This window comes from Janthinobacterium lyxosi (assembly GCF_051380665.1).
Classification (GTDB): domain Bacteria; phylum Pseudomonadota; class Gammaproteobacteria; order Burkholderiales; family Burkholderiaceae_D; genus Janthinobacterium.
Window position 1 is genome coordinate 127,660 of sequence record NZ_JBNYXM010000006.1, and the last position, 22,546, is coordinate 150,205.

The window sequence follows — 22,546 nt, forward strand, 5'->3', positions numbered from 1 at the left end:
TAAACTTGCCAATATGAAAATTTGGGAGACGCCATGATCTGGTGCAGGGATTTGCTGCTGAGAGCCTTGATGCTGGGCATGCTGCTATTCGTCGTGGGCGAATCGCTGTCCTACTGGACGCCGGAGATCAGGAAACTGATGGCCTGGCGCCCTTTCTGACACCCGCCTAGCCTTCGCGCCCATCCACCCTGACGCGCCACAGATAGGGCGCATACACGCACGCAAACAAGCCAAAGGCCAGCGACCAGCACGCGCCTGCTATCAGCAGCAGCGGCATGGCCAGCGCTGCGGGACCGACAGCGGCCAGCAGGCGAGCCAGCGCGCCCAGCTGGATCAGCCAGTACATCGCCGCTTCCGCCCGGCCGCCCGTCAAAGGGCGCCCCGTGTGGCCCAGGGTGGTGCGCGTCATCATGCCGATGATCAATCCCGCCATCGACCCCACCGTCAGCGCGTGAAATGCGGCGCTGGCCGGCAGCAGACCCAGGCTGGCCAGCGCCAGCAGCGCAAAGCCGACGCCTATCCACGCATACGACAGGTGCAAAATCCACAGCAAGGGCACGCGCAAGGTGCGCTGTGGCTGCCAAGCCAGCAGATTGGCCAGCGACACGCCGCTTGCCGCCAGGGCCAGCGGCGCCGTCAGCCAGGCTGGCGCACCTGCCAGCCACGCGATGGCCGCCGCCGCCATGCAGGCCACGGCGACCAGCGCCCGCTTCGGACTGGCCACCGGCGTACTGCCTGGCGCCCCATTGCGCGTAAACATGGGGATCACGCGCGCACCGATCACCGATTCGATCAGCACGATGATGAAGATGGCCGCCTGCACGGGCACGAACAGCGACAGAGGCAGCGCGCCCAGCACGGCCGCGTGGAACAGGCCATTGGCCAGCGCCAGCAAGGCCAGCAGGCCCACCAGGAACAGGTTGCGCGTATTGCCCGAGCGGCGCAGCACCTGGTACAGGGGCCAGGCGGCCAGCGGCAGGAACAGCCACTCGACCAGCGCCGCCACCAGCCCGGGGCTGCACAGCATGGCGATGCGCCCGGCCAACCATAGCGCCACCAGCGCCATCAGCCGGGCGCCATGCGGCGTGGGCAAGCCCGTCCAATTGCGCCCCGCCGTGTACAAAAAGCCCACGACGACGGCCAGCGCGAAGCCGAACACCATTTCATGCATATGCCAGCCCAGCCCCAGGTGCAGGCCGCCCGGCAGCAAGCCGGCATAACTGGCCAGCCACAGGGGTATGCTGACGGCCGCAAACAGCGCCGCCAGCAGGTAAAACGGGCGGAAACCCAGTTGCCAGACGGCGTGGCGGGCATGCCAGGGAGCGGCGCCGGCTGTTGTGGAAGAAGAGGAAGGTTCGCTGATCGGGGTGATGGCCATGATGGACTCGTATTTGAGATATATTCGTTAAAGATATATTCAATATACTACTTTAAAAGCGCGAAAACAGCCATCGGTAAAAGAACTAGCCGGCTAGCCCGCAATGACTAGCCGGCAGCGCAGGCTACTTGCCCTGGCGGTGTTCGACCGCGTACACGGCCGCCTGCACGCGGCTGGTGAGGTTAAGTTTTTTCAGCACGTTCTGCACGTGGATCTTGACCGTGCTTTCGGCCAGGTCGAGGGTGCGCGCGATGCCCTTGTTGCTCTCGCCGCGCGACAGGCAGTCGATGATTTCCTTTTCGCGCGGCGTGAGCTTGTCGAGCTCCGACACGGGTTCCTCGCGCCGCGTGCCCGCCTGCAGCTGCGCCACCAGCTTGCCCGTCATCGCTTCGGCGATGACGACTTCGCCGGCTGCCGCGCGGCGGATGGCGCGCACCAGGTAGTCGGCGTCGATATTCTTGATCAGGTAGCCGCAGGCACCCGCGCGCAGGGCCGTCGCCAGGTCTTCGGCGTCTTCGGAGACGGTCAGCATGACGATGGCCGTGTCGGGACAGTCGTGCTGCATCAGCTGCAGCGCTTCGACGCCCGACATGCCGGCCATGTTCAGGTCCAGCAGCACCACGTCGGGCTGCAGCTGGATGGCGCGCTTGATGCCTTCCACGCCATCGGCCGCCTCGCCCACCACGGAAAAGTCGGTATGCCTCTGCAGCAGCGAGCGGATGCCGCTGCGGAACAGCGCATGGTCGTCCACCAGCATGACGGTGATCGGTTTGACGGGAATCTCCATTTTTTTGTACTTTCAGATAGTTGCTTATGCGGCGCGGCGCTGCTCGCGCGACAGGTGCAGTTCGACCGTGGTGCCGCCACCGGGACAGGCATGCACGTCGAACGTGGCCTCGATGCGCTGCGCGCGCTCGCGCATGATATGGATGCCGACATGGCTGTCGCCCTTTTCCAGCACGGCGCAAGCATCAAAGCCGACGCCATTATCGCTGATCGTCAGCGCAAAGTCCTGGTGATCGGCGAGGCGCACCTCGACATGGCTGGCCTGGGCGTGCTTGCGGATGTTCGACAACGCTTCCTGCACGATGAATAGTAACTGCAATTGCTGTTCGCGGGGGAATGGCGCGCCATCGACATCGGCCAGCAGCTCGGCGTCGATGCCCGTCTGGCGGCGAAATTTGTCCACCGCCGCGCGCAGGGAGCCGATCAGGTCGTCCTCCATCAGGCGGCTGCGGAAGTTGACCAGCAGTTCGCGCACGTCGTCATAGCTTTCCTTTACGCCCGCATGCAGGGCCGGCACGATGCCCGCCACTTCATCGAAGCGTGCATTGCGCACCGAATCGTCGAGCATCTGCACTTGCAGGTTGAGGAAATTGAGGCTTTGCGCGATGCTGTCATGCAGGCCCTGCGCCACCAGGTTGCGCTCTTCGGAAATGGCCATTTCACGCTCGCGCGCGGCCAAGCGCAGGTTTTCCAGCGCGATGCCCAGCAGTTGGCCCAAAGTTTCCAGCAGCGCCAGCTCGCGCGCGGAAAACACGCGCGCATGACGGAAATGCAGGTTGAAGAAGCCCAGGTGCTGTTCGTGCGCATGGATATGGAAGACGGAGACGGTGGCAAAGCCCTCGCGGTGGCAGCGCAGCTGGTGCGCCTTGTCGATACGGCGCATGTCGTGCACCTTCGCCACCTTCATTTCGACAGCCGTGCCGCACAGGCAGTCGCCCACCTTCAGGCAATGCTCGGACGCCACCAGTTCTTCCGACAGGCCGTGGTGCACCACCATGTGCAGGTTGCCCCGCTCGGCATCGAGCACGCGCACGGTGGAGCCGTCCGCCTCGAAATAATCGACGATGCGCTGCATGAAGCCGCCGCAAATATCGGCCAAAGGTTGCGGGCGCTGCAGGAAAGCGGCGCTTTCGTACAGCAGGGCCAGTTCGCGGTTACGGTACTCCAGCGTGGCCGTCTTGCTGCGCACGCCCTCCTCCAGGTTGCCGTACAGCGCCTGCAGGCGGTCGGCCATCTGGTTGAAGCCACTGGCCAGCTGGCCGAATTCGTCATTGCTTTCGACGGCCAGGCGCACGCTGAAATCGCGCTCCTTCATGCGCTGCATGCCCAGGCGCAGCCGCGTCACCGGTTCGATGATGAGCATGAACATCAGGTAAATCATGCTGACCGTGCCGATGACAGCCATGCCCACCAGGATCAGCTGCGAGGCGCGCAGCCAGAAGGTGCGTTGCTCGCTATCGTGCTCGATCAGCCGCACCAGCTGATCGACCTGGCCGACAAAGGTATCGGCGTCATGCTCGAACTGGCGCGCGCGCGCGGTGCTATCGGCGGCCAGGGCGGCCGGGCGCAAGGCGCCGCGCCAGGCGGCGCCGATGCGCTTGAATTCCGACTTGATGGCGCTGCTGGGGGGCAGGAACAAGGGACGCTGCGGGTCGCCGTGGCCGATCTTGGCCAGGGTCTCGTCGATCAGCAGCGCTTGCTGGCGCGCCTGTTCGCGTGCGTCGCTGGCGATCAGCAGGGTCAGACGGTAAGTCTGCATGCGCAAACGGCCCGTCTCGTTGATGGCGGCAGAACTGCCTTCGAGTTGCCACGACAGGAACAGGGTGCAGCCGATGGCACTCAATGCCAGCACCAGCATGAGCAACAGCGCGCCGACGATCTTGGTCGACAGCTTCTGCCAGGAGGAAAACATCGCTTTAAATTTCATACACCCTTTACTTGGCACCGCCCCGTTCAGCCTCCGGTTTGGGCCATAAAACGGATAATCTTGTCTGGCTGCGTATTGAAATCGTGCTGCTGCGGCTTGAGTTCGATGGCGGCGCGGATCGCCGCTTCGATTTCCGCATCGGTGGCCCCGCCGCGCAGCATCGGGCCGAAGGCGAATTTCTCTTCCTGGCCCAGGCACAGATACAGGGTACCATCAACGGACAGGCGCACGCGGTTGCACGTGGCGCAAAAATGCTGCGACATGGGCGTGATGAAGCCGATGCTCGAGCGTCCATCGGGGGTCGCCATATAGCGCGCCGGCCCGCCGCCCAGTTCCTGCGCCTGCGGCACCAGGCCAAAGCGGGTCGCCAGGCGCTCACGCACGGGCCCCAGCGGCATGTAGCGGGCATTGCGGCCCGTACTGCCCATCGGCATGGCTTCGATCAGGCGCAGGATGAACTGCTGCTCGATGCAGAAGGCCGCCATGGCCTCGATCTGGCCGTCATTGACGCCGCGCATGGCCACCATATTGATCTTGATGGGATCAAAACCGGCCGCCTTGCCCGCCATCAGGCCGTCTAAAATAGGCTGCAGGCTGTCGCGTCCCGTGATCTGCTGCATGCAGGCGCGGTCCAAAGAGTCCAGGCTGACATTGATGCGGTCCACGCCCGCCGCGCGCAGGGCCACGGCGTGCTTGCCCAATTGGGTGGCATTCGTCGACAGCGACAGGTCTTGCAAACCGGGCAGTGCCGTCAGCCGCTGCGCCAGCTCGGGCAGGTTGCGCCGCAACAGCGGCTCGCCGCCCGTCAGGCGCACGCGGCGCGTACCGAGGCGAACAAAAATACCCAGCAAACGCTCGATCTCGTCGAACGTCAGCCAGCCCTTCGGCTCCTCGAAGCCGCGAAAGCCCTTGGGCATGCAATAACTGCAGCGCAAATCACAGCGATCGGTGACGGATAGCCGCACATAATCGATCGAACGGCCAAAACGGTCCTGCAACTTGACGCTACCCATGACACAACTCCTGTTTCTTCCTTGATTGTAAAGGCTGGGACACGATCTGGCTGTGCCCCAGAAGGCCTAGCGGCCTACGCCTTCCGGCCTACGCATTTCAGCCTACTGAACCAGCGGACTGGCTGTGCCTTCGAGCTCGATGCCCGCGATGTCGGCGCGCCCCACCAGCAAGTGCAGATACTGGTGCACGGCGCGCTGCCACGCTGCGCGCGACAGGCGGTCGGCGATCTGCGCCTGCACCGCCTCGTAGGCGATGGCCTGGCCTTCGACCCGGCGCTGCACCTGCACGATGTGGTAGCCGAAGCGCGTTTCCAGCAAGTGACCGGCCAGCGCGCCCGCCTCCAGGCGGAACAGCAGCGCGTCGAATTCCGGCACGCTCTGGCCCGGCGACAGCTGGCCCAGGCTTCCGCCCAAGGCGCCGGACGGGCAGTTCGAATACTGCGCCGCCAGTTCGGCGAAGCGCTCGGGCGCCAGTTTGAGGGCGTCGAGCACGGCTTGCGCCGTGGTGCGCAGCAGCTCCAGGGGCGCCTCGGGCGTCACCTGGAACAGGATGTGGCGTGCCTCGACCAGCGCCCCGCTGCGAAACAATTGCGGACGCTGCGCATAAAAGGTGCGGCAGGCTTCGTCGTCGGCCGCCGGCACTTGCACTTCCTGCTCGAACAGCGCCTCGATGCGGCCATCGTCGCTGTCGCCATGCACGCCGAGGCGCTCGGCCTCACCCAGCAGCAGGCGGCGCAGCACCAGTTCATGCACGGCCTGTTTCAGCGGATTGCCGGCACGGTCGTGGTGCGGCAATTCCAGTGCGATGTCGGCATCGTCGATATCGATGCCATTGACGGAGATTCCCATGATGTGACTCCTTTCTTAGCGGCGGCGCACCAGTTGATAGGCACGGCCAAGGTATCCGATGGCGCCAAAGCCGCTCCACACGTGCACCAGACGGGTGAACGGGAAGATGACGAACAGCGACATGCCCATGAACAGGTGCAGCTTGAAGACCAGCGGCGCATCGACGATGAAGCTGGCGGCGTCGCCGCGGAAGGTGACGATGTGCTGCGCCCAGTTCATCAGCAGGACCATCATGTGGCCATCCATGTGCGAGGCCGAGACAAAGATCGACGACAGGCCCAGCAGCAAGGTCAGCAGGATCCAGACCATCACCAGCTTGTCGCCGGCCGTGGTGACGGCGCGCAGCCGGTCATTGGAAAAGCGGCGCACCAGCAGGATCAGCAAGCCGACCAGGCACAGGCCGCCCATGATGCCGCCGGCAGCCATCGCCACGCCTTGTTTCAGGCTGTGCGACACGCCCAATGTATCCCACACCCAGACGGGGGTCAGCAAGCCGGCCGCATGGCCGAACAGCAGGCCGATGATGCCGATGTGGAACAGGATATTACCCAGGCGCAAGCTGCCGCGGTGCAGCAACTGGCTGGAATCGGACTTCCACGTGTATTGCTCGCGGTCGAAGCGGATCAGGCTACCCAAGAAAAAGATGGCCAGCGCGATGTATGGATAGATGCCATACACAAATTGATGCAAATAATTACTCATGATAACTCCTCGTCATGCGGGCGCCGTTCAAGCGGCGCGCCGCGGCTGCGGGTGAAAGTGCACGGGATGGACGCCGCCCGGGGCCTGGCCCAGACCCTGGCGCAGCAGCGGCTCGACGCCGTCCGCTCCGGGGCCGAAGGTTTCCAGCGCTTCATCCATGTCGCGGATGGGTGGTTCGGCCAGCATTTCGGCCGCCACGGGGCTGAGGCGTTCGAGCACCGTGAAGACGGGCGCATACGGACTGCCGTTGGCCGTCAACTTGCGGCCGATATGCGCCAGCACGTGGACGGCGTCACCCAGCAGCGGCGCCGATGCCGCCTCGTCGAGCTGCGCCAAAAATTCCAGGAACAGCGGCACGAAGTCGGGCAAATCGTCGCCCGTCATCTGCAAGCCATGGCGCTTGTATTCCTCCATCAGGTCGACCATGGCCTGGCCCCGGTCGCGCGATTCGCCGTGGATATGCTCGAACAGATGCAGCGAATGCGACGGGTTGCGGTCAAACGTGGCCACGTACTGCTGCTGCAGGTCGATCAGGCTGCTGTTTTCCAGGTGCGCCAGCAAGGGCCGCAACAGCGCGTGCTGCTCCGGCACGGCCGCCAGCGCCGCGTCCAACTCGGGCAGGTGCGCGATCAGCTCGGGTTCCGGATACAGCAACAGGCGCGAGAGGATTTGATAGTGATTCATAGCGTGTGTCATATCGGTTCCTTAAGCGCCTGGCGCCGTTTTGCGCGACTTCGGCATCTGCATGAAGATGGCCGAACCGTGTTTTTTCTTGCCGAACAAGGTAGGCTCGCTGGCACCGTCCGAACAGCCGTTACCGAAACTGAAGCCGCACGAACCCTTCTCGTTGAAGCTGTCTTCCGCCATTTCCTTGTGGCTGCTCGGGATGACGAAGCGGTCTTCGTAATTGGCGATGGCCATGATGTGGTACATGTCTTCCACCTGCGCCTTGGTCAAGCCCACCTGCTTCAATACCGTCAGGTTCTCTACCTTGTCGACGGTCTTGCTGCGCATATAGGCACGCATGGCCAGCATGCGGTCCAGCGCCGAGACGATGGGCGGCTGGTCGCCGGCCGTCAGCAAATTGGCCAGGTACTGCACGGGAATGCGCAGGCTTTGCGTGTCCGGCAGCATGCCATTCACGCCCAGCTTGCCCGATTCGGCCGCCGCCTGGATCGGTGACAGGGGTGGCACGTACCACACCATCGGCAAGGTGCGATATTCAGGATGCAGCGGGAACGCCACTTTCCAATCGACGGCCATCTTGTAGACGGGCGACTTGGCGGCCGCTTCCAGCCAAAGATCCGGGATGCCCTGGCGGCGCGCCTCGGCGATGATGGCCGGGTCGTGCGGATCGAGGAACAGGTCCAGCTGCGCCTGGTACAGGTCCTGCTCTTGCGGCACGGAGGCGGCAGCCTCGATCTTGTCGGCGTCGTACAACAGCACACCCAGGTAGCGGATGCGGCCGACGCACGTTTCCGAGCACACGGTAGGCTGGCCCGCTTCGATGCGGGGGAAGCAGAACGTGCACTTCTCCGCCTTGCCGGACGACCAATTGTAGTAAATCTTCTTGTACGGACAGCCGGAGATGCACATGCGCCAGCCGCGGCACTTGTCCTGGTCGATCAGCACGATGCCGTCGTCTTCGCGCTTGTACACGGAGCCGGACGGGCAAGACGCCACGCACGTCGGGTTCAGGCAATGCTCGCACAGGCGCGGCAGATACATCATGAAGGTGTTTTCGAAGGTGCCGTACATTTCCTTCTGCATGTTGTCGAACAGCTTGTCCTTGCTGCGGTGGGCGAACTCGCCCCCCAGGTCATCCTCCCAATTCGGACCCCATTCGATCTTTTCCATCTTTTTCCCCGTCAACACGGAGATCGGACGGGCGGTCGGCGGCGTCTGCGACAGCGGTGCGCTTTGCAGGTGCTCGTAATCGTAGGTGAACGGCTCGTAGTACTCGTCGATGGCCGGCAGGTTCGGATTGGCGAAGATATTCGCCAGGATTTTCAGGCGGCTGCCCTGGCGCGGCTCGATCTTGCCCGCGTCCGTGCGGCGCCAGCCGCCATTCCACTTGTCCTGGTTTTCCCACTGCTTCGGATAACCGATGCCCGGTTTCGTTTCGACGTTGTTGAACCATGCGTACTCGACGCCGTCGCGGCTGGTCCACACGTTCTTGCACGTGACGGAACAGGTGTGGCAGCCGATGCACTTGTCCAGGTTCAGCACCATGCCGATTTGCGCTCTGATTTTCATACTATGCTCCTTCTTCCTGCAACGGGCCTTCCAGCCAATCGACCTTGTTCATTTTGCGCACCAATACGAATTCATCGCGGTTGGAGCCCACCGTGCCGTAGTAATTGAAGCCGTACGCCAGCTGGGCGTAGCCGCCGATCATGTGCGTCGGCTTGGGCACGGCGCGCGTCACGGAGTTATGGATGCCGCCCCGCTTGCCCGTCATTTCCGCGCCAGGCACGTTGATGATTTTTTCCTGCGCGTGGTACATCATCGTCATGCCGGACGGGATGCGCTGGCTGACGACGGCCCGCGCCGTCAGGCTGCCGTTCACATTGAAGACCTCGATCCAGTCGTTGTCGACGATGCCGGCCGTCTTCGCGTCGATTTCCGACAGCCACACGTGCGGTCCGCCGCGCGACAGGGTCAGCATGCGCAGGTTGTCCGAATACGTGGAGTGGATGCCCCACTTCTGGTGCGGCGTCAAGAAGTTCAGCGCCAGTTCCTTGTTGCCGTTCGGCTTGGTGCCCAGCAGCGCTTCCGTCGTCTTCGTGTTGATCGCCGGCTTGTACACGCACAGGCCTTCGCCGAAATCGCGCATCCACAGGTGATCCTGGTAAAACTGCTGGCGGCCCGTCAGCGTGCGCCATGGGATCATTTCATGCACATTCGTATAGCCGGCCGTGTAGCTGACTTCTTCGCTTTCCAGACCCGACCAGGTGGGCGAGGAAATGATCTTGCGCGGCTGCGCCTGCACATCGCGGAAGCGGATGCTGTCATGCTCGCGCGGCTTGGCCAGATGCGTGTGCTCGCGTCCCGTGATGGCGGACAGCGCGGCCCAGGCTTTGACGGCCACGTGGCCATTCGTTTCCGGCGCCAGCGTCAGGATCATCTCGGCCGCATCGATGGCCGTATCGAGGCGCGGCTGGCCCTTCGACACGCCTTCATCGAGCACCGTGCGGTTGATGCCGCGCAACACTTCGACTTCATGCCCCGTTTTCCAGGAAATGCCCTTGCCGCCGTTGCCGATGGTTTCCAGCAGCGGTCCGATCGAGGTGAACTTCTTGTAGACGTCGCGGTAATTACGCTCGACCACCGTCATGTTCGGCATGGTCTTGCCCGGAATGGCGTCGCATTCGCCGGCGCGCCAATCCTTGGGATCGAAAGGCTGGCCCAGCTCGCCCGGCGTATCGTGCATCAGCGGCGTGAGGATGATGTCTTGCTGGGTGCCCAACAGTTCGCCACCGATTTCCGAGAATTTCTCGGCGATGCCCTTGTAGATTTCCCAGTCCGACTTCGATTGCCACAGCGGCTGCACGGCTTCCGACAGCGGGTGGATGAACGGATGCATGTCCGAGGTATTCAAGTCATCTTTTTCATACCAGGTGGCCGTCGGCAGCACCACGTCGCCATACAAACACGTGGTCGACATGCGGAAGTCCAGCACCACCAGCAGATCGAGCTTGCCTTCGGCGGCAGGACGCACTTTCACCTGTTTCGGCGTGATGCAGTCGTCTTCGTCGCTGAGCAAACCGTTCTGCGTGCCCAACAGGTATTTCAGGAAGTATTCGTGGCCCTTGCCCGAGCTGCCCAGGATATTCGAGCGCCAGACAAACATGTTGCGCGGGAAGTTGGCTGGATTGTCCGGGTCGTCGCAGGAGAACTGCAGCTGGCCGGCCTTGATCTGGTCGAGCGCATACGCGGCCGGCGCCTGCCCTGCTGCCTTGGCGGCCTTGGCCACTTCCAGCGGATTGGTTTGCAGCTGCGGCGCCGATGGCAGCCAGCCCATGCGCTCGGCCTTGGCGTTGTAGTCGAGCAGGGTCAGGTCGCCCGTGCCGCCGGCGGCCGATGGCGAGGCGATGTCGCCCGTTTCCAGCTTTTCATGGCGCCACTGGCTGGTGTGGGCATAGAAGAACGAGGTGCCGTTCATCTGGCGCATCGGACGCACCCAATCCTGGGCGAAAGCCAAAGGCGTCCAGCCCGTTTGCGGACGCAGTTTTTCCTGCCCCACGTAATGGGCCCAGCCGCCGCCCGACTGGCCGATACAGCCGCACATCATCAGCATATTGATGATGCCGCGATAGGTCATGTCCATGTGGTACCAGTGATTCAGGCCGGCGCCCACGATGACCATGCTCTTGCCGCGCGTCTGATCCGCGTTTTCCGCGAACTGGCGCGCCACGGTGATGACGTCGGCGCGCTTCACACCCGTGTGCTTTTCCTGCCATGCGGGGGTGTACGGCACGTCGTCGTCATAGCTTTCCGCCACGTTTTCACCGCCCAGGCCACGGTCGATGCCGTAGTTGGCCAGGGTCAGATCGAACACGGTGGTGACCAGGGCGGTGCTGCCGTCGGCCAGGCGGATGGTTTTCACAGGCACTTTGCGCAGCAGCATGTCGGCCGCATCCTTGCCGCCGAAGTAGGCAAAACCCACTTCCGTGACAGCGTCGCTGTCGTTGATCATGGACAGCATCGGCACGATAGGCACGCCGCTGCCGCCTGCCTTCTGCTCCAGGTTCCACTTGCCCGATTCGCCCCAGCGGAAGCCGATGGAGCCGGCCGGCGCCGTGATGGTGCCCGTGGTTTCGTCGATGACCAGGGTTTTCCATTCCGGGTTATTCGTTTCGTCGAGGTTGTTGTCCAGGTGCGAAGCGCGCAGGAAGTAATCGGGCACCAGGGTGCCGTTATGCTCCTTGAGCAGCACCAGCATGGGGAAGTCCGTGTACTGGCGCGCATATTCGCGGAAGTAGTCGGACTGGCCTTCCGAGTGGAATTCCTTCAGGATGACGTGGCCCATGGCCAGCGCCAGCGCGGCGTCCGTGCCCTGTTTCGGGGCCAGCCAGATGTCGCCGAACTTCACCATTTCGCCATAATCGGGCGAGATGGCCACGGTTTTCGTGCCCTTGTAGCGCACTTCCGTGTAGAAGTGGGCATCCGGCGTGCGCGTCATCGGCACGTTCGAGCCCCACACCATCAAATAGGTCGAGTTGTACCAGTCGGCCGATTCCGGCACGTCCGTCTGTTCGCCCCACACTTGCGGGCTGGCCGGCGGCAAGTCGCAGTACCAGTCATAGAAACTCAGGGCCACGCCGCCGATCAGCGACAGGTAGCGCGTGCCGGAGGCATAGCTGACCATGGACATGGCGGGAATCGGCGAAAAACCGACGATGCGGTCCGGGCCGTATTTCTTGATCGTCAGCGCATTCGCGGCGGCGATGATTTCATTCGATTCTTCCCACGTGGCGCGCACGAAGCCGCCCAGGCCACGGATGGATTTGTATTGCTGCGAGCGCACGGGGTCCTGGCTGATCCAGTCCCAGGCGGTGACGGGGTCCATGGTCTTGCGCGCTTCGCGCCACATTTCCATCAGGCGGCCGCGCACCATCGGGTATTTCACGCGCTGGGCCGAATACACATACCAAGAATAGCTGGCGCCGCGCGGGCAGCCGCGCGGCTCGTGGTTGGGCAGGTCGGGCCGCGTGCGCGGGTAATCGGTTTGCTGGGTCTCCCAGGTGATCAGGCCATTCTTGACATACACCTTCCAGCTGCAAGAGCCGGTGCAGTTCACGCCATGCGTGGAACGCACGATCTTGTCGTGCTGCCAGCGCTGGCGATAGGCGTTTTCCCAGGTACGGTCTTCATCGACCACGGTGCCATGGCCGTTGGAAAACGGCTCGGCAGGCTTGCTAAAAAATTTCAGGCGGTCCAGAAAGTGACTCATGCTACCTCCACATTGCGCCGCAGGCAGCGGCGCCAGGTCTTAAAAAACGCTGCAAGCAGGATGGCTCAAGCGTCGATACACACAGTCTATCGATGCGCCCCGCCCGGCGGTATTGGCAAGAAGTCGGTTTCCCGCACCAGGAATGCATAGGCGGGTAGTCACTATTGCCTATGGGCGCCGCGAGCGTGCTGCGGTATACCTGTCGTCATCGTTCAACACAGAGAAAGAGCATCATGTCCATTACCGATTACGCCAGCCTGCTGCGCAGCGCCCGCGACCAGGAACAGCCGCAGCGTCTGCTGTTCACCTTTACCCAGGCGCAGGCCCAGCCAGGCGGCCAGGGCAAGTCCCTCACGCCCGTGATGTGCGCCGACAAGCTGCCCGATGAACTGGGCAGCTTCGAGACATTGATGGAGGAGTCGAAACAGATGCAGACGCACTGGGACGTGGTCTTCGTGGCGGGACTGGCGGGCCAGGACGGCCAGCCGCCCGCCGCGCAGGAATGCGAGGCGCCCCTGCGCGCCATGGTAACGGCCATCGAGCAAGGGCGCATCGACGGCCTCCTGGCGTTTGACCGCAGCGGCGATCTGTTACGTTTTAGCTGAATCCGGCCAAGGGCGCTCGTGCAGGTGGCGCGCCCTTTCTATCGGACACACCAGCGGCAAAAACTGCTGCTGGCGCGCCGAATACGCCATCAGGGCGCCGCTATCGATGTCGAAATACCAGCCATGCAGTTTTAACACCCCCTGCTCCACCCGGCGCTTGAGCCACGGATAGGTCAGCAGGTTGTCCAGCGACTGCAGGATGCTGGCCAGCTCGCACGCATGGTGCTGCTCTTCCGATGAGCGGTGCGCCAGATCGCGCCGCACGCGCTGCGCCACCGGTTCGGCGATGCGCATCCACTGTCCCACGAAGTCCGTTTCCTGGCCTTCCGCGCGCGGCTGCGGTTCCAGCAGCGCACGGATGCCGCCGCAGCGCGCATGTCCCAGCACGATGACCCTGGCCACTTCGAGCTTGCAGACGGCAAACTCGATGGCCGAACTGACGCCGGGCGGCGCGTCGGGCGTGCACGGCGGCACCAGGTTGGCGATATTGCGCACGACGAACATGTCACCCGGGTCGCTGCCCGTCAGCAGCATGGGGTCGACGCGCGAATCGCAGCAGCCGATCAGCAAGGTCGTGGGCCGCTGCCCGTCGCGCAGGCTGTCGTACAAGGTCTGCGGCTCGCTGAAGTACTGCTGTTGAAACAGGCTGAAGCCGTTGACGAATTTTTCCAGTTCTTCCATGACATACTCTCATTTCCTCAACGTCTGGCAAGAACGACTTGCCAGACACTCCAACTTTAGCAAGGCATGGGCGCATTCTTGCGCGCATAGCACCACCAGGTAATCGCGATGCAGCTCACATAAAAGCCGATGAAGCACCACAGGGCCGCGTCGGGGCTGCCCGTCAGCGAAATCGAGGTACCATAGCTTTTCGGAATGAAGAAGGCACCGTAGGCCGCCACGGCCGACGTGAAGCCCAGGACTGCCGCGCCTTCCTTGTTGGCGTCGACGATGGCCTGCTCCTGCGCCGCCTTGCCCTTGCCGGCCGCGGCGCGCTGGTGCTCCGTCAAGAAGATCACGGGGATCATGCGGAAGGTCGAAGCATTGCCGATGCCCGTGCCGGCGAACAGCAGCATGAACATCCAGAAGAAACCCTTGAAACTACCCGCAGTGTGCACACCTTCGCCGGCTTGCGGCATGAAGTACAGCACGCCCAGCACGGCGCCTATCATCAGCAGGAAGGACCACAAGGTGACTTTGGCGCCGCCCAATTTATCGGAAATCACGCCGCCGGCCACGCGCGCCAGCGCGCCTACCAGAGGGCCCAGGAAGGCGTAATCGAGGGGATTGACGTCGGGGAACTGGATCTTGATCAGCAGCGGGAACGCGGCCGAATAACCGATGAAGGAGCCGAAGGTACCCGTGTACAGCCAGCACATGAGCCAGTTGTGCTTGCGCTTGAAGATCACGGCCTGTTCGGAAAACGAAGCCTTGGCCGAGGCCAGGTCATTCATGCCGAACCAGGCCAGCAAGGTACTCAAGGCGATGAATGGCACCCATATGAAGCCCGCGTTTTGCAACCACATGTCCTTGCTCATGCCATTCTTGACCCAGGTGAGCGAATCGCCGCCCCAGGCGCCGAAGACGGCAAAGGTGATCACCAGCGGCACGACGAACTGCACCACCGACACGCCCAGGTTGCCCAGGCCCGCATTCATCCCCAGCGCGAAGCCCTTGCTCGCCTTCGGATAGAAAAAGCTGATGTTGGCCATCGACGAGGCGAAATTGCCGCCGCCGAAGCCGCACAGCAGCGCCAGGATCAGCATGGTCGGATAGCCCGTGTTCACATCCTGCACGGCCAGGCCGATGCCGATGGCGGGAATCAGCAGCGACCCCGTGGAAATGGCCGTCCAGCGGCGGCCGCCAAAGATGGGCACCATGAACGAATAAAAGATGCGCAAGGTGGCGCCGGACAGGCCCGGCAAGGCCGTCAGCCAGAACAGCTGGTTGTTACTGTAGGTAAAACCGATGTTGGGCAGGTTGACCACCACCACGCTCCACACCATCCACACGGCGAACGCCAGCAGCAGCGCGGGAATCGAAATCCACAGATTGCGCGCGGCCGTGGCCTTGCCCGTGCTTTGCCAGAAGCTCGGGGTTTCCGGCTCCCAGGTATTGATCATGTAGCGGCTCACGGGGTTACTCATAACGTTACTCCTGCAGGTTGATTGGTTGGTGCCGCGCGCAGCGGCTTGAACGAGAAATACATCCAGACGAGGGAAACGCAGACGGTGCCGTACAGGAGCATGAAGGCGCTCGAACGCACACCGGTGAAGTCCACCAGGGCGCCGAACATCACGGGCAGGACGAAGCCGCCGAGACCGCCGGCCAGGCCCACCACGCCCGAGACGGCGCCGATGTTGTCGGAAAAATCATCGCCGATGAACTTGAAGACGGACGCCTTGCCCACGGCCATGGCGATACCGACGATGAACAGCAGCACGGTGAACCACAGCGGCGACAGCCCGATGTGGAAGGCCAGCGGTCCCGTGACGGTTTCCACCACCATCTGGGTTTGCGGATACGACAGCAGGAAGAAGCACACCCAGCACACCCACATCACGGCCCAGGTGACTTTCGCCGCACCATATTTGTCGGAGATCCAGCCGCCAAACGCGCGCAGCACGCCGCCTGGCAGCGAGAAGCAGGCGGCCAGCAGCGCCGCGTGCTTCAGGTCGAAGCCGTATTCGGCCACGTAGTACTTCGTCATCCACAGCGCCAGCGCCACGTAGCCGCCGAACACCACCGAGTAGTACTGGCAGTAGCGCCACACGCGCGGATCCTTCAGCACCTTCATTTGCGCCGAAAAACTCTCGCCCGATGGCGCCAGATGCGATTTGTCCGTGTACGAAAACAGCCAGAAGATGATGGCCGTGGCCAGCATGGCTACCGCATACACCTTCGGCAGCATTTGCCAGCCGAAGGCGGCGACGATGCCCGGCGCGACGAACTTGGTCAGCGCGGAACCGGAGTTGCCGGCGCCGAAGATGCCCATCGCCAGGCCGCGGCGCTCCTTTTCATACCAGCGCGCCACATACGGCGTGCCGACGGAAAACGAGCCGCCCGCCAGGCCCACGAACATGCCCAGCACGAGGAAATGCCAATAGGCGGTGGCGTAGGAGATCAGGTAGATCGGCACCACGCTGGCCAGCATCAGCCAAAAGAAGACGCGGCGTCCGCCGTATTTGTCCGTCCAGATGCCCAGGGGCACGCGCACGAGGGAGCCCGTCAGCACGGGCATGGCGGCCAGCAGGCCAAATTGCGTTTCCGTCAAGCCCAGGCTGGTCTTGATGGGGATGCCCAGTACGGCAAACATCATCCAGACTGCAAAGCAGATGGTAAACGCGAAGGTACTGCTGACCAACACGGAAAACTGCTTGCGCCGCATGCCGGGGTCGACTGCCTTGTTACTACTGTTGTTCTTAGTGCCATCTAGAGTAGCCACGATGTTTCTCCATGAATGCACTGGCCGTCTGGCCAGCCGTCCCGACCAGCTTACGTGGCAGAGGGGAAAGGTACTATCGGCCACAGGGTGATTCTGAAAAGGCAATCTGGATAGCCGTATCGGCAAAAGTGACTAGATGGCGGGGTGTGGACCTAGCCTGGATGGCGGGTGTTTTACAAACGACTGTATTTTTGGCACACTCGGCGCCTGGAGCAAAGGAGCGGCATGGAGAACAGGTACGAAACAGAGCAGATCATCACCCGCGTGGCCCAAGCTGGCGATGTGGACGCCATGCTGGCCTGCGATGCATACGCGCAGGCGCACGCCAGCCGGGGCGATGCCGTGCGCGCCGCCGTCGGCAAGGGGCACTGCCAGGTCGCCATCCGGGCCGGCCAGGTCGCCGGCTATGTCCTCACGCACGACGACTTCTTTGGCTACGGTTTTGTCTCGCTGGTGGTGGTCGCTCTCGGGCAGCAGCGGCGCGGCGTGGGATTGCGCCTGATGGCGGCCGCCGAAGCCGCGTGCCAGACAGAGAAACTGTTCACCTCGACGAACCAGTCCAACCTGGCCGCGCAACGGCTGTTCGCCAGCGCGGGCTTCGTGCGCAGCGGCCAGATAGACCATCTCGACGAGGGAGACCCGGAGCTGGTGTACGTGAAATGGTGCCGCTGATTGCGCGTCCTCCCGACGGCGTATGGCGCGGCGCGCCAAAGGCGGCTATGCTGTCGCTACCATCAATCAACGCCCCCGACATCACGCATGGATTATCTGAGCCTCAAGCATTTCCACATGGGCTGCGCCGCCGCCAGTGGCTTTCTTTTCCTCTTGCGCGGCGCCTGGATGCTGCGCGCCTCGCCCGCCTTGCAGCAGCGCTGGGTAAAAATCCTGCCGCACCTGGTCGACACGGCCCTGCTGGCCAGCGCCATCACCCTGGCCGTGTGGAGCGGCCAGTCGCCGGGCAGCCAGCCCTGGCTGGCCGCCAAGCTGTGCGCGCTGGTGGGCTACATCGTGCTGGGCACCATCGCCCTCAAGCGGGGCAAGACGCCGGCCGCGCGCGGCGCCGCCTTCGCAGGGGCCGTGCTGCTGTTTGCCTACATCGTCGCCGTGGCCATCACCAAACAGGCCTGGCCATTCTGATACATCAGAAGATGTAGCGAAGGGTGACGCTGGCATTGCGCGGCGCGCCCCAATACGCCTGGTTGTACATGCCAAGCTGGCTGTAGTAATGCTTGTCGAACAGGTTGTTGACGTTTGCCTGCAGCGACAGCTGACGTGACAGCGCATATTTCGCCATCAGGCTGGCCACGCTATAGCCGCCCTGCGCCACGCGCTGCGTGCCCTTCGGTCCCGTGGCGTCGCGGTAGGCGCCTCTCTGCCAGTTCACGCCGCCGCCCACGGACAAGGCGCGCCAGTCGCCATCGAGCTGCCAGGTGGAAAACACGCGCGCCAGGGTCTGCGGCACATAGCTGTTCAGGCGTGCGCCCGCGTTGTCCTCAGCCGCCGCGTGCGACACGCTGGCCGATACGTTCCAGCCCTTGGCCAGCTCGCCCGAGACGTCCAGTTCCACACCCTTGCTGGTGGTGCCGGCTGACGCGAAATACGCCTGCGTCAGCGAGTTGCCGACAACATGCCCCGTGTCTTCCTGCGCCAGGCCATCCTGCGCGATGTGGAACACGGCCAGTGCCGCATTGAGCTTGCCGCCGAAATACTCGCCCTTCACGCCAGCTTCCACATTCTTGCCCTGCGCCGGGTCGAGATAGCGGCCAAACCGGTCCTGATAGCCCTGCGGCTTGAAGATCTTGCTGTAGCTGGTGTACAGCGCATGCTGCGCATCGATATCCCACACCAGGCCCGCGTACGGCGTGACGGCATGCTTGGCATAGGCGTAGCTGCCGCCCCAGTCATCGACATGATCGGCCTTGTAGCGGCTGTAGCGCGCGCCGACGATCAGTTTCAAGGGGGCGGCCAGAGAAAAGCGCGCCGTGCCGTAGATGCCGCGCTGCTGCACCGTGTCGAGCAGCTTCCAGCGCGAGAAATTCGGGTCATTCCAGTCCGGCTCCGGCGTCACGCCCTGCCATTGATGGAAATTGCCGTAATCGACGCTGCCACCGGCCAGGCCCGGATTGCTGGAGAACTGCTTGCTGCCCGAAACGCCGAACGCCAGGTCGTGCGTACGCCCCAGTAGCTGCACCGGCCCCTGCACATAGGTGTCGACGCTGCCCTGGCGCCGCGTGCCCGAGTAAAAACCGGAGTAGCCCGTCAGGCCCTGCCCCGTGGCCTTGTCCGGCCAGGTGTTGGCGAAGAGTTCGGCCGCCGAGTAATTGCCCCAGCCGTGATTCAGCATGGCCGTCAGGTTCCAGCCCTTGCCCAGCTCCTGCTCCAGGCGCAGGAAAGCCGTCTGGCTGGTGCTGAACCAGCGGCTCCAGGTGGTCGCCGTGGTGGCGGAGCGGGACAAGGTGGCCCGTTCGCCATCCGCATACCACAGCGGCAAGCCGCCATACATGCCGCCGCACGGGCGGTTATCCTGGTATTCATAGCCGGCGATCAGCACGCTGCCAGGTGCCAGGTCCGCTTCCACGGTGGCATAGGCCATGGCCTTCTTGCCGTGATACAGGTTCACATACGATTCGCTGTCCTGGTAGCTGGCCACGATCCGCCCGCGCACCTTGCCATCCGCACTCAAGGGCGTAGACAGGTCTGCGCTGACGCGCGCATTGTGCCAGGATCCCAGGCTCAGGGCGGCGCTCCCGGCCAGCTGCCTCGATGACGCGCGCTTGCGCACCAGGTTGATGGTGGCCGACGGCTCGCCCGCGCCAGTGAGCAGGCCCGTGGCGCCACGCACGATCTCGACCCTGTCGTAGACCGTCATGTCCAGCGTGCTGTCGCCCACGCTGAATGCATTGTCGACCGTGGTGGGGATGCCGTCGTACTGGTAGCTGGCAATGGAAAAGCCGCGCGCGAAGAACGAAGTACGGTCGCTGTCGTAGCGGTTGATGGCCACGCCTGCCGCATTTTGCAGCACGTCTTCCACCGTTTGCAGGTTCTGGTCATCCATCTGCTGGCGCGTCACCACGCTGACGGCTTGCGGCGTCTCGCGCACGGACAGGCCCAAGCGCGTGGCCGAGCGCATGCTCTGTGTCGTGTAAGCGCCGCTGCCTTCCGTCGCGCCGTTCGCCTCGGCGCTGGCGCTGACCTTCGTCTCGGGCATGGTCTGGCCGCCATCGGCGGGCGCCACGTCGAGCACATAACCGCCATTTGCCTGCGGCACGGCGCGCAAGCCCGAGCCGGCGACGATGGCGCCCAGCGCTGCGGGCACGCTGTAGCTGCCCGTCAGTCCGGCGCTGCGCTTGCCCGCCAGGCTGGCGGCCTGGTAGGAAATCATGGTGCCCGTCTCCTGGCCGAAGCGCACCAGCACCTGTTCCAGGGTGCCGGCGGGTATCGCCAGTTCGATGCGCGCCGCATTGGCTGCCTGGGCAAGGGGTGCGGCAGCCGAAGCGCCGCTGGCGGCGAGCAGCCACAGGGCCTGGCTGACGGCCAGCGCCGCTACGCTGCGGCGGCATACGGTGGAAGCGGAAGTGGCGTAAATAGGTGTTGTGCTGGGCATGCGGACTGGTTTCCTGAAAGTGAATGAAGGGTTCACTTGCTATGTCACGCGAAAATCGCAAACCCCTCACTTTTCAGAAAATAATTACGGATGCTTCCGATGCGGCACCACGGTCACCCAGAAGCGCGTGCTCTGGCGCACGTCGACGGGCAAGGTGCGCGTCAGCATGTCGAGCACTTGCGTGGTGTCTGCCAGCGGGTAGATGCCCGACACGCGCAGATGGGCGATGGCCGGATCGCAGGCCAGGCGCCCGTGGCGGTAGCGCGCCAGCTCGCCGACAAAATCGGCCAGCGGCATGTCGTGCGCCACCAGCATGCCGGCCGTCCAGGCGTCCGCGCCGGCAGGCAGGGACTCAACGGACCCGATGCGGCCCGCCGTGAAAGTCACTTGTTCGCCCGCCTGCAGCCTGCGCACCGCATCGGGCGCTTGTTCCGGCACAATGTCGACGGCACCCGCAAACACGCCCAGGCGCGTGACTTCGCTGCCGGCGCGCACGGCAAAGCGCGTGCCCACGGGCTGCAAGCGGCCCTGAGCCGTCTGCACGATAAAAGGCCGGCCCGCAGGATCGCGCGCCGTGCTGACCATGATCTCGCCCTTTAACACCGTCACCAGGCGTTGGCCCGCGTCATGGCGCACGTTGATGGAGCTGGCCGTATTGAGGGCGATGCGCGTGCCGTCTGCCAGCACAATGTGGCGCAATTCGCCCGTGGCCGTGCGGTAGTCTGCCAGCCAGCATCCTGCCTGTTCATCGCCGCCAGCCAGCCAGGCGCCGCCGCCCACGGCCAGCAGCGCCAGCAGCTTGAGCGACTGCCGGCGCGCGGCATTGGCCTGCGCATGGATCGGCTTGCGCGCCAGCGTGCCGTGCGCCAGCGGCGCGGGCAAGGCACGCATGCGGGCCATGCAGCCTTCCACATGCAGCCAGGCTTGCTCATGTTCCGGATCGCTGTCGCGCCAGGCGCGCCAGGCCTGCTCCACTTCCGGCGTGGCGTCGCCAGCCTGCAGACGCACCAGCCATTCGACCGCCTGCAGGCTGGCCGCTTCCGGCGTGAAGGCGCCTTTCACGGCACCGAGGGAGAAAAGAAACACTGATGCATGGCCTTGACCAGGTAGCGCTGCACGGTGGCCAGCGAGATATTCAGTTCCAGCGCGATGGCCGCCTGCGGCATGCCATCGAGCTGCGACAGCAGAAACGCGCGACGCACGACTGGCGTCAGGCCATGGAGGCGGCGGTCGATGTCGAACAAGGCTTCGAGCAGAATGGCCTGCGCCTCGGGATCGGGCGCGTGCTGCAGCGGCAAGCTGGCCAGGGTGTCCAGGTACGCCGCTTCCAGGTCGCGGCGGCGGTACAAATTGCCCAGCACGCGCTTGGCCACCGTCGCCAGGAAGGCCCGCGGCTCGCGCGCGGCGATGGCCTCGTCGCGATTGAGCAGGCGCATGAAGGTGTCGTGCGCCACGTCGGCCGCGTCAAAGGCGTTGCCCAACTTGTGCCTGGGCCAGCCTTGCAGCCACCGGTGGTGTTCGTGATACAGGCTGCCCACCTCCTGGTGAGCGCCGGGTTGGGCAGCCGACACGTCGCATACTCCCTGGTTCGCAAATAATAATGATTCGCATTCTATATCTATGCGGTGCTGCGGCGCAAGCGGCCTGCGATGGGCGCGTGGTCGGTTCTGCCGAACGCGTCAGCTTGCACGGCAATGATAGTATTTATGACATCATGCACAAGCCGGCCACCTTGGCCATGCCCCCATTGAACGGCAAACATGTTGCTATCTGAACTGCTGACCAAGCTGACCTGCGGTGACCTGGAAGGAGAGGAGCTCGACGAAGCCGTCACCGCCATCTCCGATGCGCCCTCCGCTCCACGCGACGAGTGGAGCGATAGCGATGCGCAAGCCTACGCGATGGCGATCCTCTCGCATCCGGGCGGCTATATGGCGTCGAGCGACAAGCTCGATGAACTGCACAAACAGATACAGGAGATATTCGACGAATTCCCCGACTTCCCGTACGAACTGCTCAAGGACAGCGACGGTAGCGCGCGGCCCTATTTCGAGTGGTTGGACACGGAACTGGCGCAGCGCGCCGTGGACGAAGGCGGCTATGACCTGATACAGATCGATGGCAACGGCACCGATGAAATGGATGCGCTGGTGGTGTACCGGCGCGATACAAACGACATTATCCAGGCGGCGGCATTGATGGGAGTGACGCTAGCCCGGCCGCCCACCTACTATCGCGGCATCGAGGCGATGGTGGGCAAGCGGCCGGACTGAGGACCAAC

The 22,546-nt window shown here is 63.6% G+C and carries 20 protein-coding genes; 5 read left to right on the forward strand and 15 right to left on the reverse strand.

Features of this window, described 5'->3' with window-relative positions; all coding sequences use genetic code 11:
- The first annotated feature begins 33 nt into the window (after positions 1-33).
- Positions 34-159: a hypothetical protein gene (locus ACQ4WP_RS07995; RefSeq protein WP_436519476.1), complete on the forward strand. Its 126-nt coding sequence runs from the start codon at positions 34-36 to the stop codon at positions 157-159.
- A 7-nt stretch (positions 160-166) separates the two neighbouring features.
- On the opposite strand, the gene ACQ4WP_RS08000 is transcribed toward ACQ4WP_RS07995, so the two are convergent.
- From ACQ4WP_RS08000 to ACQ4WP_RS08040, 9 genes are all read right to left on the reverse strand, one after another.
- Entirely contained in the window at positions 167-1,378 is a 1,212-nt protein-coding gene (locus ACQ4WP_RS08000) for an NnrS family protein (RefSeq protein WP_436519477.1), read from the reverse strand.
- Positions 1,379-1,502: 124 nt separating this feature from the next.
- Entirely contained in the window at positions 1,503-2,165 is a 663-nt protein-coding gene (locus ACQ4WP_RS08005; RefSeq protein WP_436519478.1) for a response regulator, read from the reverse strand.
- 24 nt (positions 2,166-2,189) lie between these two features.
- The gene (locus tag ACQ4WP_RS08010; RefSeq protein ID WP_436519479.1) at positions 2,190-4,091 is read right to left on the reverse strand and encodes a type IV pili methyl-accepting chemotaxis transducer N-terminal domain-containing protein; all 1,902 of its coding nucleotides are present in this window, start codon (positions 4,089-4,091) and stop codon (positions 2,190-2,192) included.
- A gap of 26 nt (positions 4,092-4,117) precedes the next feature.
- The gene (gene moaA / locus ACQ4WP_RS08015; protein WP_436519480.1) at positions 4,118-5,104 is read right to left on the reverse strand and encodes a GTP 3',8-cyclase MoaA; all 987 of its coding nucleotides are present in this window, start codon (positions 5,102-5,104) and stop codon (positions 4,118-4,120) included.
- 102 nt (positions 5,105-5,206) lie between these two features.
- Positions 5,207-5,953, reverse strand: coding sequence for a peptidylprolyl isomerase (locus ACQ4WP_RS08020; protein WP_436519481.1), 747 nt, complete (start codon positions 5,951-5,953; stop codon positions 5,207-5,209).
- 15 nt (positions 5,954-5,968) lie between these two features.
- Positions 5,969-6,655, reverse strand: a complete 687-nt coding sequence (narI, locus tag ACQ4WP_RS08025) for a respiratory nitrate reductase subunit gamma (RefSeq protein ID WP_436519482.1) — start codon at positions 6,653-6,655, stop codon at positions 5,969-5,971.
- Between the two features lie 27 nt (positions 6,656-6,682).
- Positions 6,683-7,351 carry a nitrate reductase molybdenum cofactor assembly chaperone gene (narJ, locus tag ACQ4WP_RS08030; RefSeq protein WP_436519483.1) on the reverse strand — a complete coding sequence of 223 codons (669 nt, stop codon included), beginning with the start codon at positions 7,349-7,351 and terminating at the stop codon, positions 6,683-6,685.
- A gap of 9 nt (positions 7,352-7,360) precedes the next feature.
- On the reverse strand, positions 7,361-8,911 hold the full coding sequence (gene narH / locus ACQ4WP_RS08035) for a nitrate reductase subunit beta (protein WP_436519484.1): 1,551 nt from the start codon (positions 8,909-8,911) through the stop codon (positions 7,361-7,363).
- 1 nt (position 8,912) lies between these two features.
- Positions 8,913-12,611 carry a nitrate reductase subunit alpha gene (locus ACQ4WP_RS08040; RefSeq protein ID WP_436519485.1) on the reverse strand — a complete coding sequence of 1,233 codons (3,699 nt, stop codon included), beginning with the start codon at positions 12,609-12,611 and terminating at the stop codon, positions 8,913-8,915.
- Between the two features lie 233 nt (positions 12,612-12,844).
- Here ACQ4WP_RS08040 and ACQ4WP_RS08045 point away from each other — a divergent pair, with 233 nt between their 5' ends.
- Positions 12,845-13,216 carry a ribonucleotide reductase subunit alpha gene (locus ACQ4WP_RS08045; RefSeq protein WP_071077550.1) on the forward strand — a complete coding sequence of 124 codons (372 nt, stop codon included), beginning with the start codon at positions 12,845-12,847 and terminating at the stop codon, positions 13,214-13,216.
- Here the strand turns inward: ACQ4WP_RS08045 and ACQ4WP_RS08050 are convergent.
- Genes ACQ4WP_RS08050 through ACQ4WP_RS08060 form a run of 3 tightly spaced genes read right to left on the reverse strand, consistent with a single transcriptional unit; the run spans position 13,202 to position 16,604 of the window.
- The gene (locus ACQ4WP_RS08050; RefSeq protein WP_436519486.1) at positions 13,202-13,897 is read right to left on the reverse strand and encodes a carbonic anhydrase; all 696 of its coding nucleotides are present in this window, start codon (positions 13,895-13,897) and stop codon (positions 13,202-13,204) included. The genes ACQ4WP_RS08045 and ACQ4WP_RS08050 overlap by 15 nt on opposite strands.
- A 56-nt stretch (positions 13,898-13,953) precedes the next feature.
- Entirely contained in the window at positions 13,954-15,351 is a 1,398-nt protein-coding gene (locus ACQ4WP_RS08055) for a NarK family nitrate/nitrite MFS transporter (RefSeq protein ID WP_436519641.1), read from the reverse strand.
- Positions 15,352-15,359: 8 nt separating this feature from the next.
- On the reverse strand, positions 15,360-16,604 hold the full coding sequence (locus tag ACQ4WP_RS08060) for an MFS transporter (RefSeq protein ID WP_436519643.1): 1,245 nt from the start codon (positions 16,602-16,604) through the stop codon (positions 15,360-15,362).
- A 282-nt stretch (positions 16,605-16,886) separates the two neighbouring features.
- Between ACQ4WP_RS08060 and ACQ4WP_RS08065 the strand changes: the two genes are divergently transcribed.
- Together ACQ4WP_RS08065 and ACQ4WP_RS08070 are read left to right on the forward strand one after the other, a co-directional pair.
- Positions 16,887-17,333, forward strand: a complete 447-nt coding sequence (locus ACQ4WP_RS08065; RefSeq protein WP_436519487.1) for a GNAT family N-acetyltransferase — start codon at positions 16,887-16,889, stop codon at positions 17,331-17,333.
- A gap of 87 nt (positions 17,334-17,420) precedes the next feature.
- Entirely contained in the window at positions 17,421-17,798 is a 378-nt protein-coding gene (locus ACQ4WP_RS08070) for a SirB2 family protein (RefSeq protein WP_436519488.1), read from the forward strand.
- Between the two features lie 4 nt (positions 17,799-17,802).
- On the opposite strand, the gene ACQ4WP_RS08075 is transcribed toward ACQ4WP_RS08070, so the two are convergent.
- The 3 genes from ACQ4WP_RS08075 to ACQ4WP_RS08085 all read right to left on the reverse strand — a co-directional run bounded on the left by ACQ4WP_RS08075 (position 17,803) and on the right by ACQ4WP_RS08085 (position 21,836).
- Complete coding sequence (locus ACQ4WP_RS08075; RefSeq protein WP_436519489.1) at positions 17,803-20,265, reverse strand: TonB-dependent siderophore receptor; 2,463 nt, start codon at positions 20,263-20,265, stop codon at positions 17,803-17,805.
- An 84-nt stretch (positions 20,266-20,349) separates the two neighbouring features.
- Positions 20,350-21,351, reverse strand: a complete 1,002-nt coding sequence (locus tag ACQ4WP_RS08080) for a FecR domain-containing protein (RefSeq protein ID WP_436519490.1) — start codon at positions 21,349-21,351, stop codon at positions 20,350-20,352.
- Positions 21,324-21,836 (reverse strand): sigma-70 family RNA polymerase sigma factor, encoded by a 513-nt coding sequence (locus ACQ4WP_RS08085; protein ID WP_436519491.1) that lies wholly within the window; start codon positions 21,834-21,836, stop codon positions 21,324-21,326. Before ACQ4WP_RS08085 ends, ACQ4WP_RS08080 begins: the two co-directional genes overlap by 28 nt.
- Positions 21,837-22,025: 189 nt before the next feature.
- On the opposite strand from ACQ4WP_RS08085, the gene ACQ4WP_RS08090 reads away from it, so the two are divergent.
- A complete protein-coding gene (locus ACQ4WP_RS08090; protein WP_436519492.1) occupies positions 22,026-22,538 on the forward strand; it encodes a hypothetical protein in 513 nt (170 codons plus the stop codon).
- Positions 22,539-22,546: the final 8 nt, after the last annotated feature.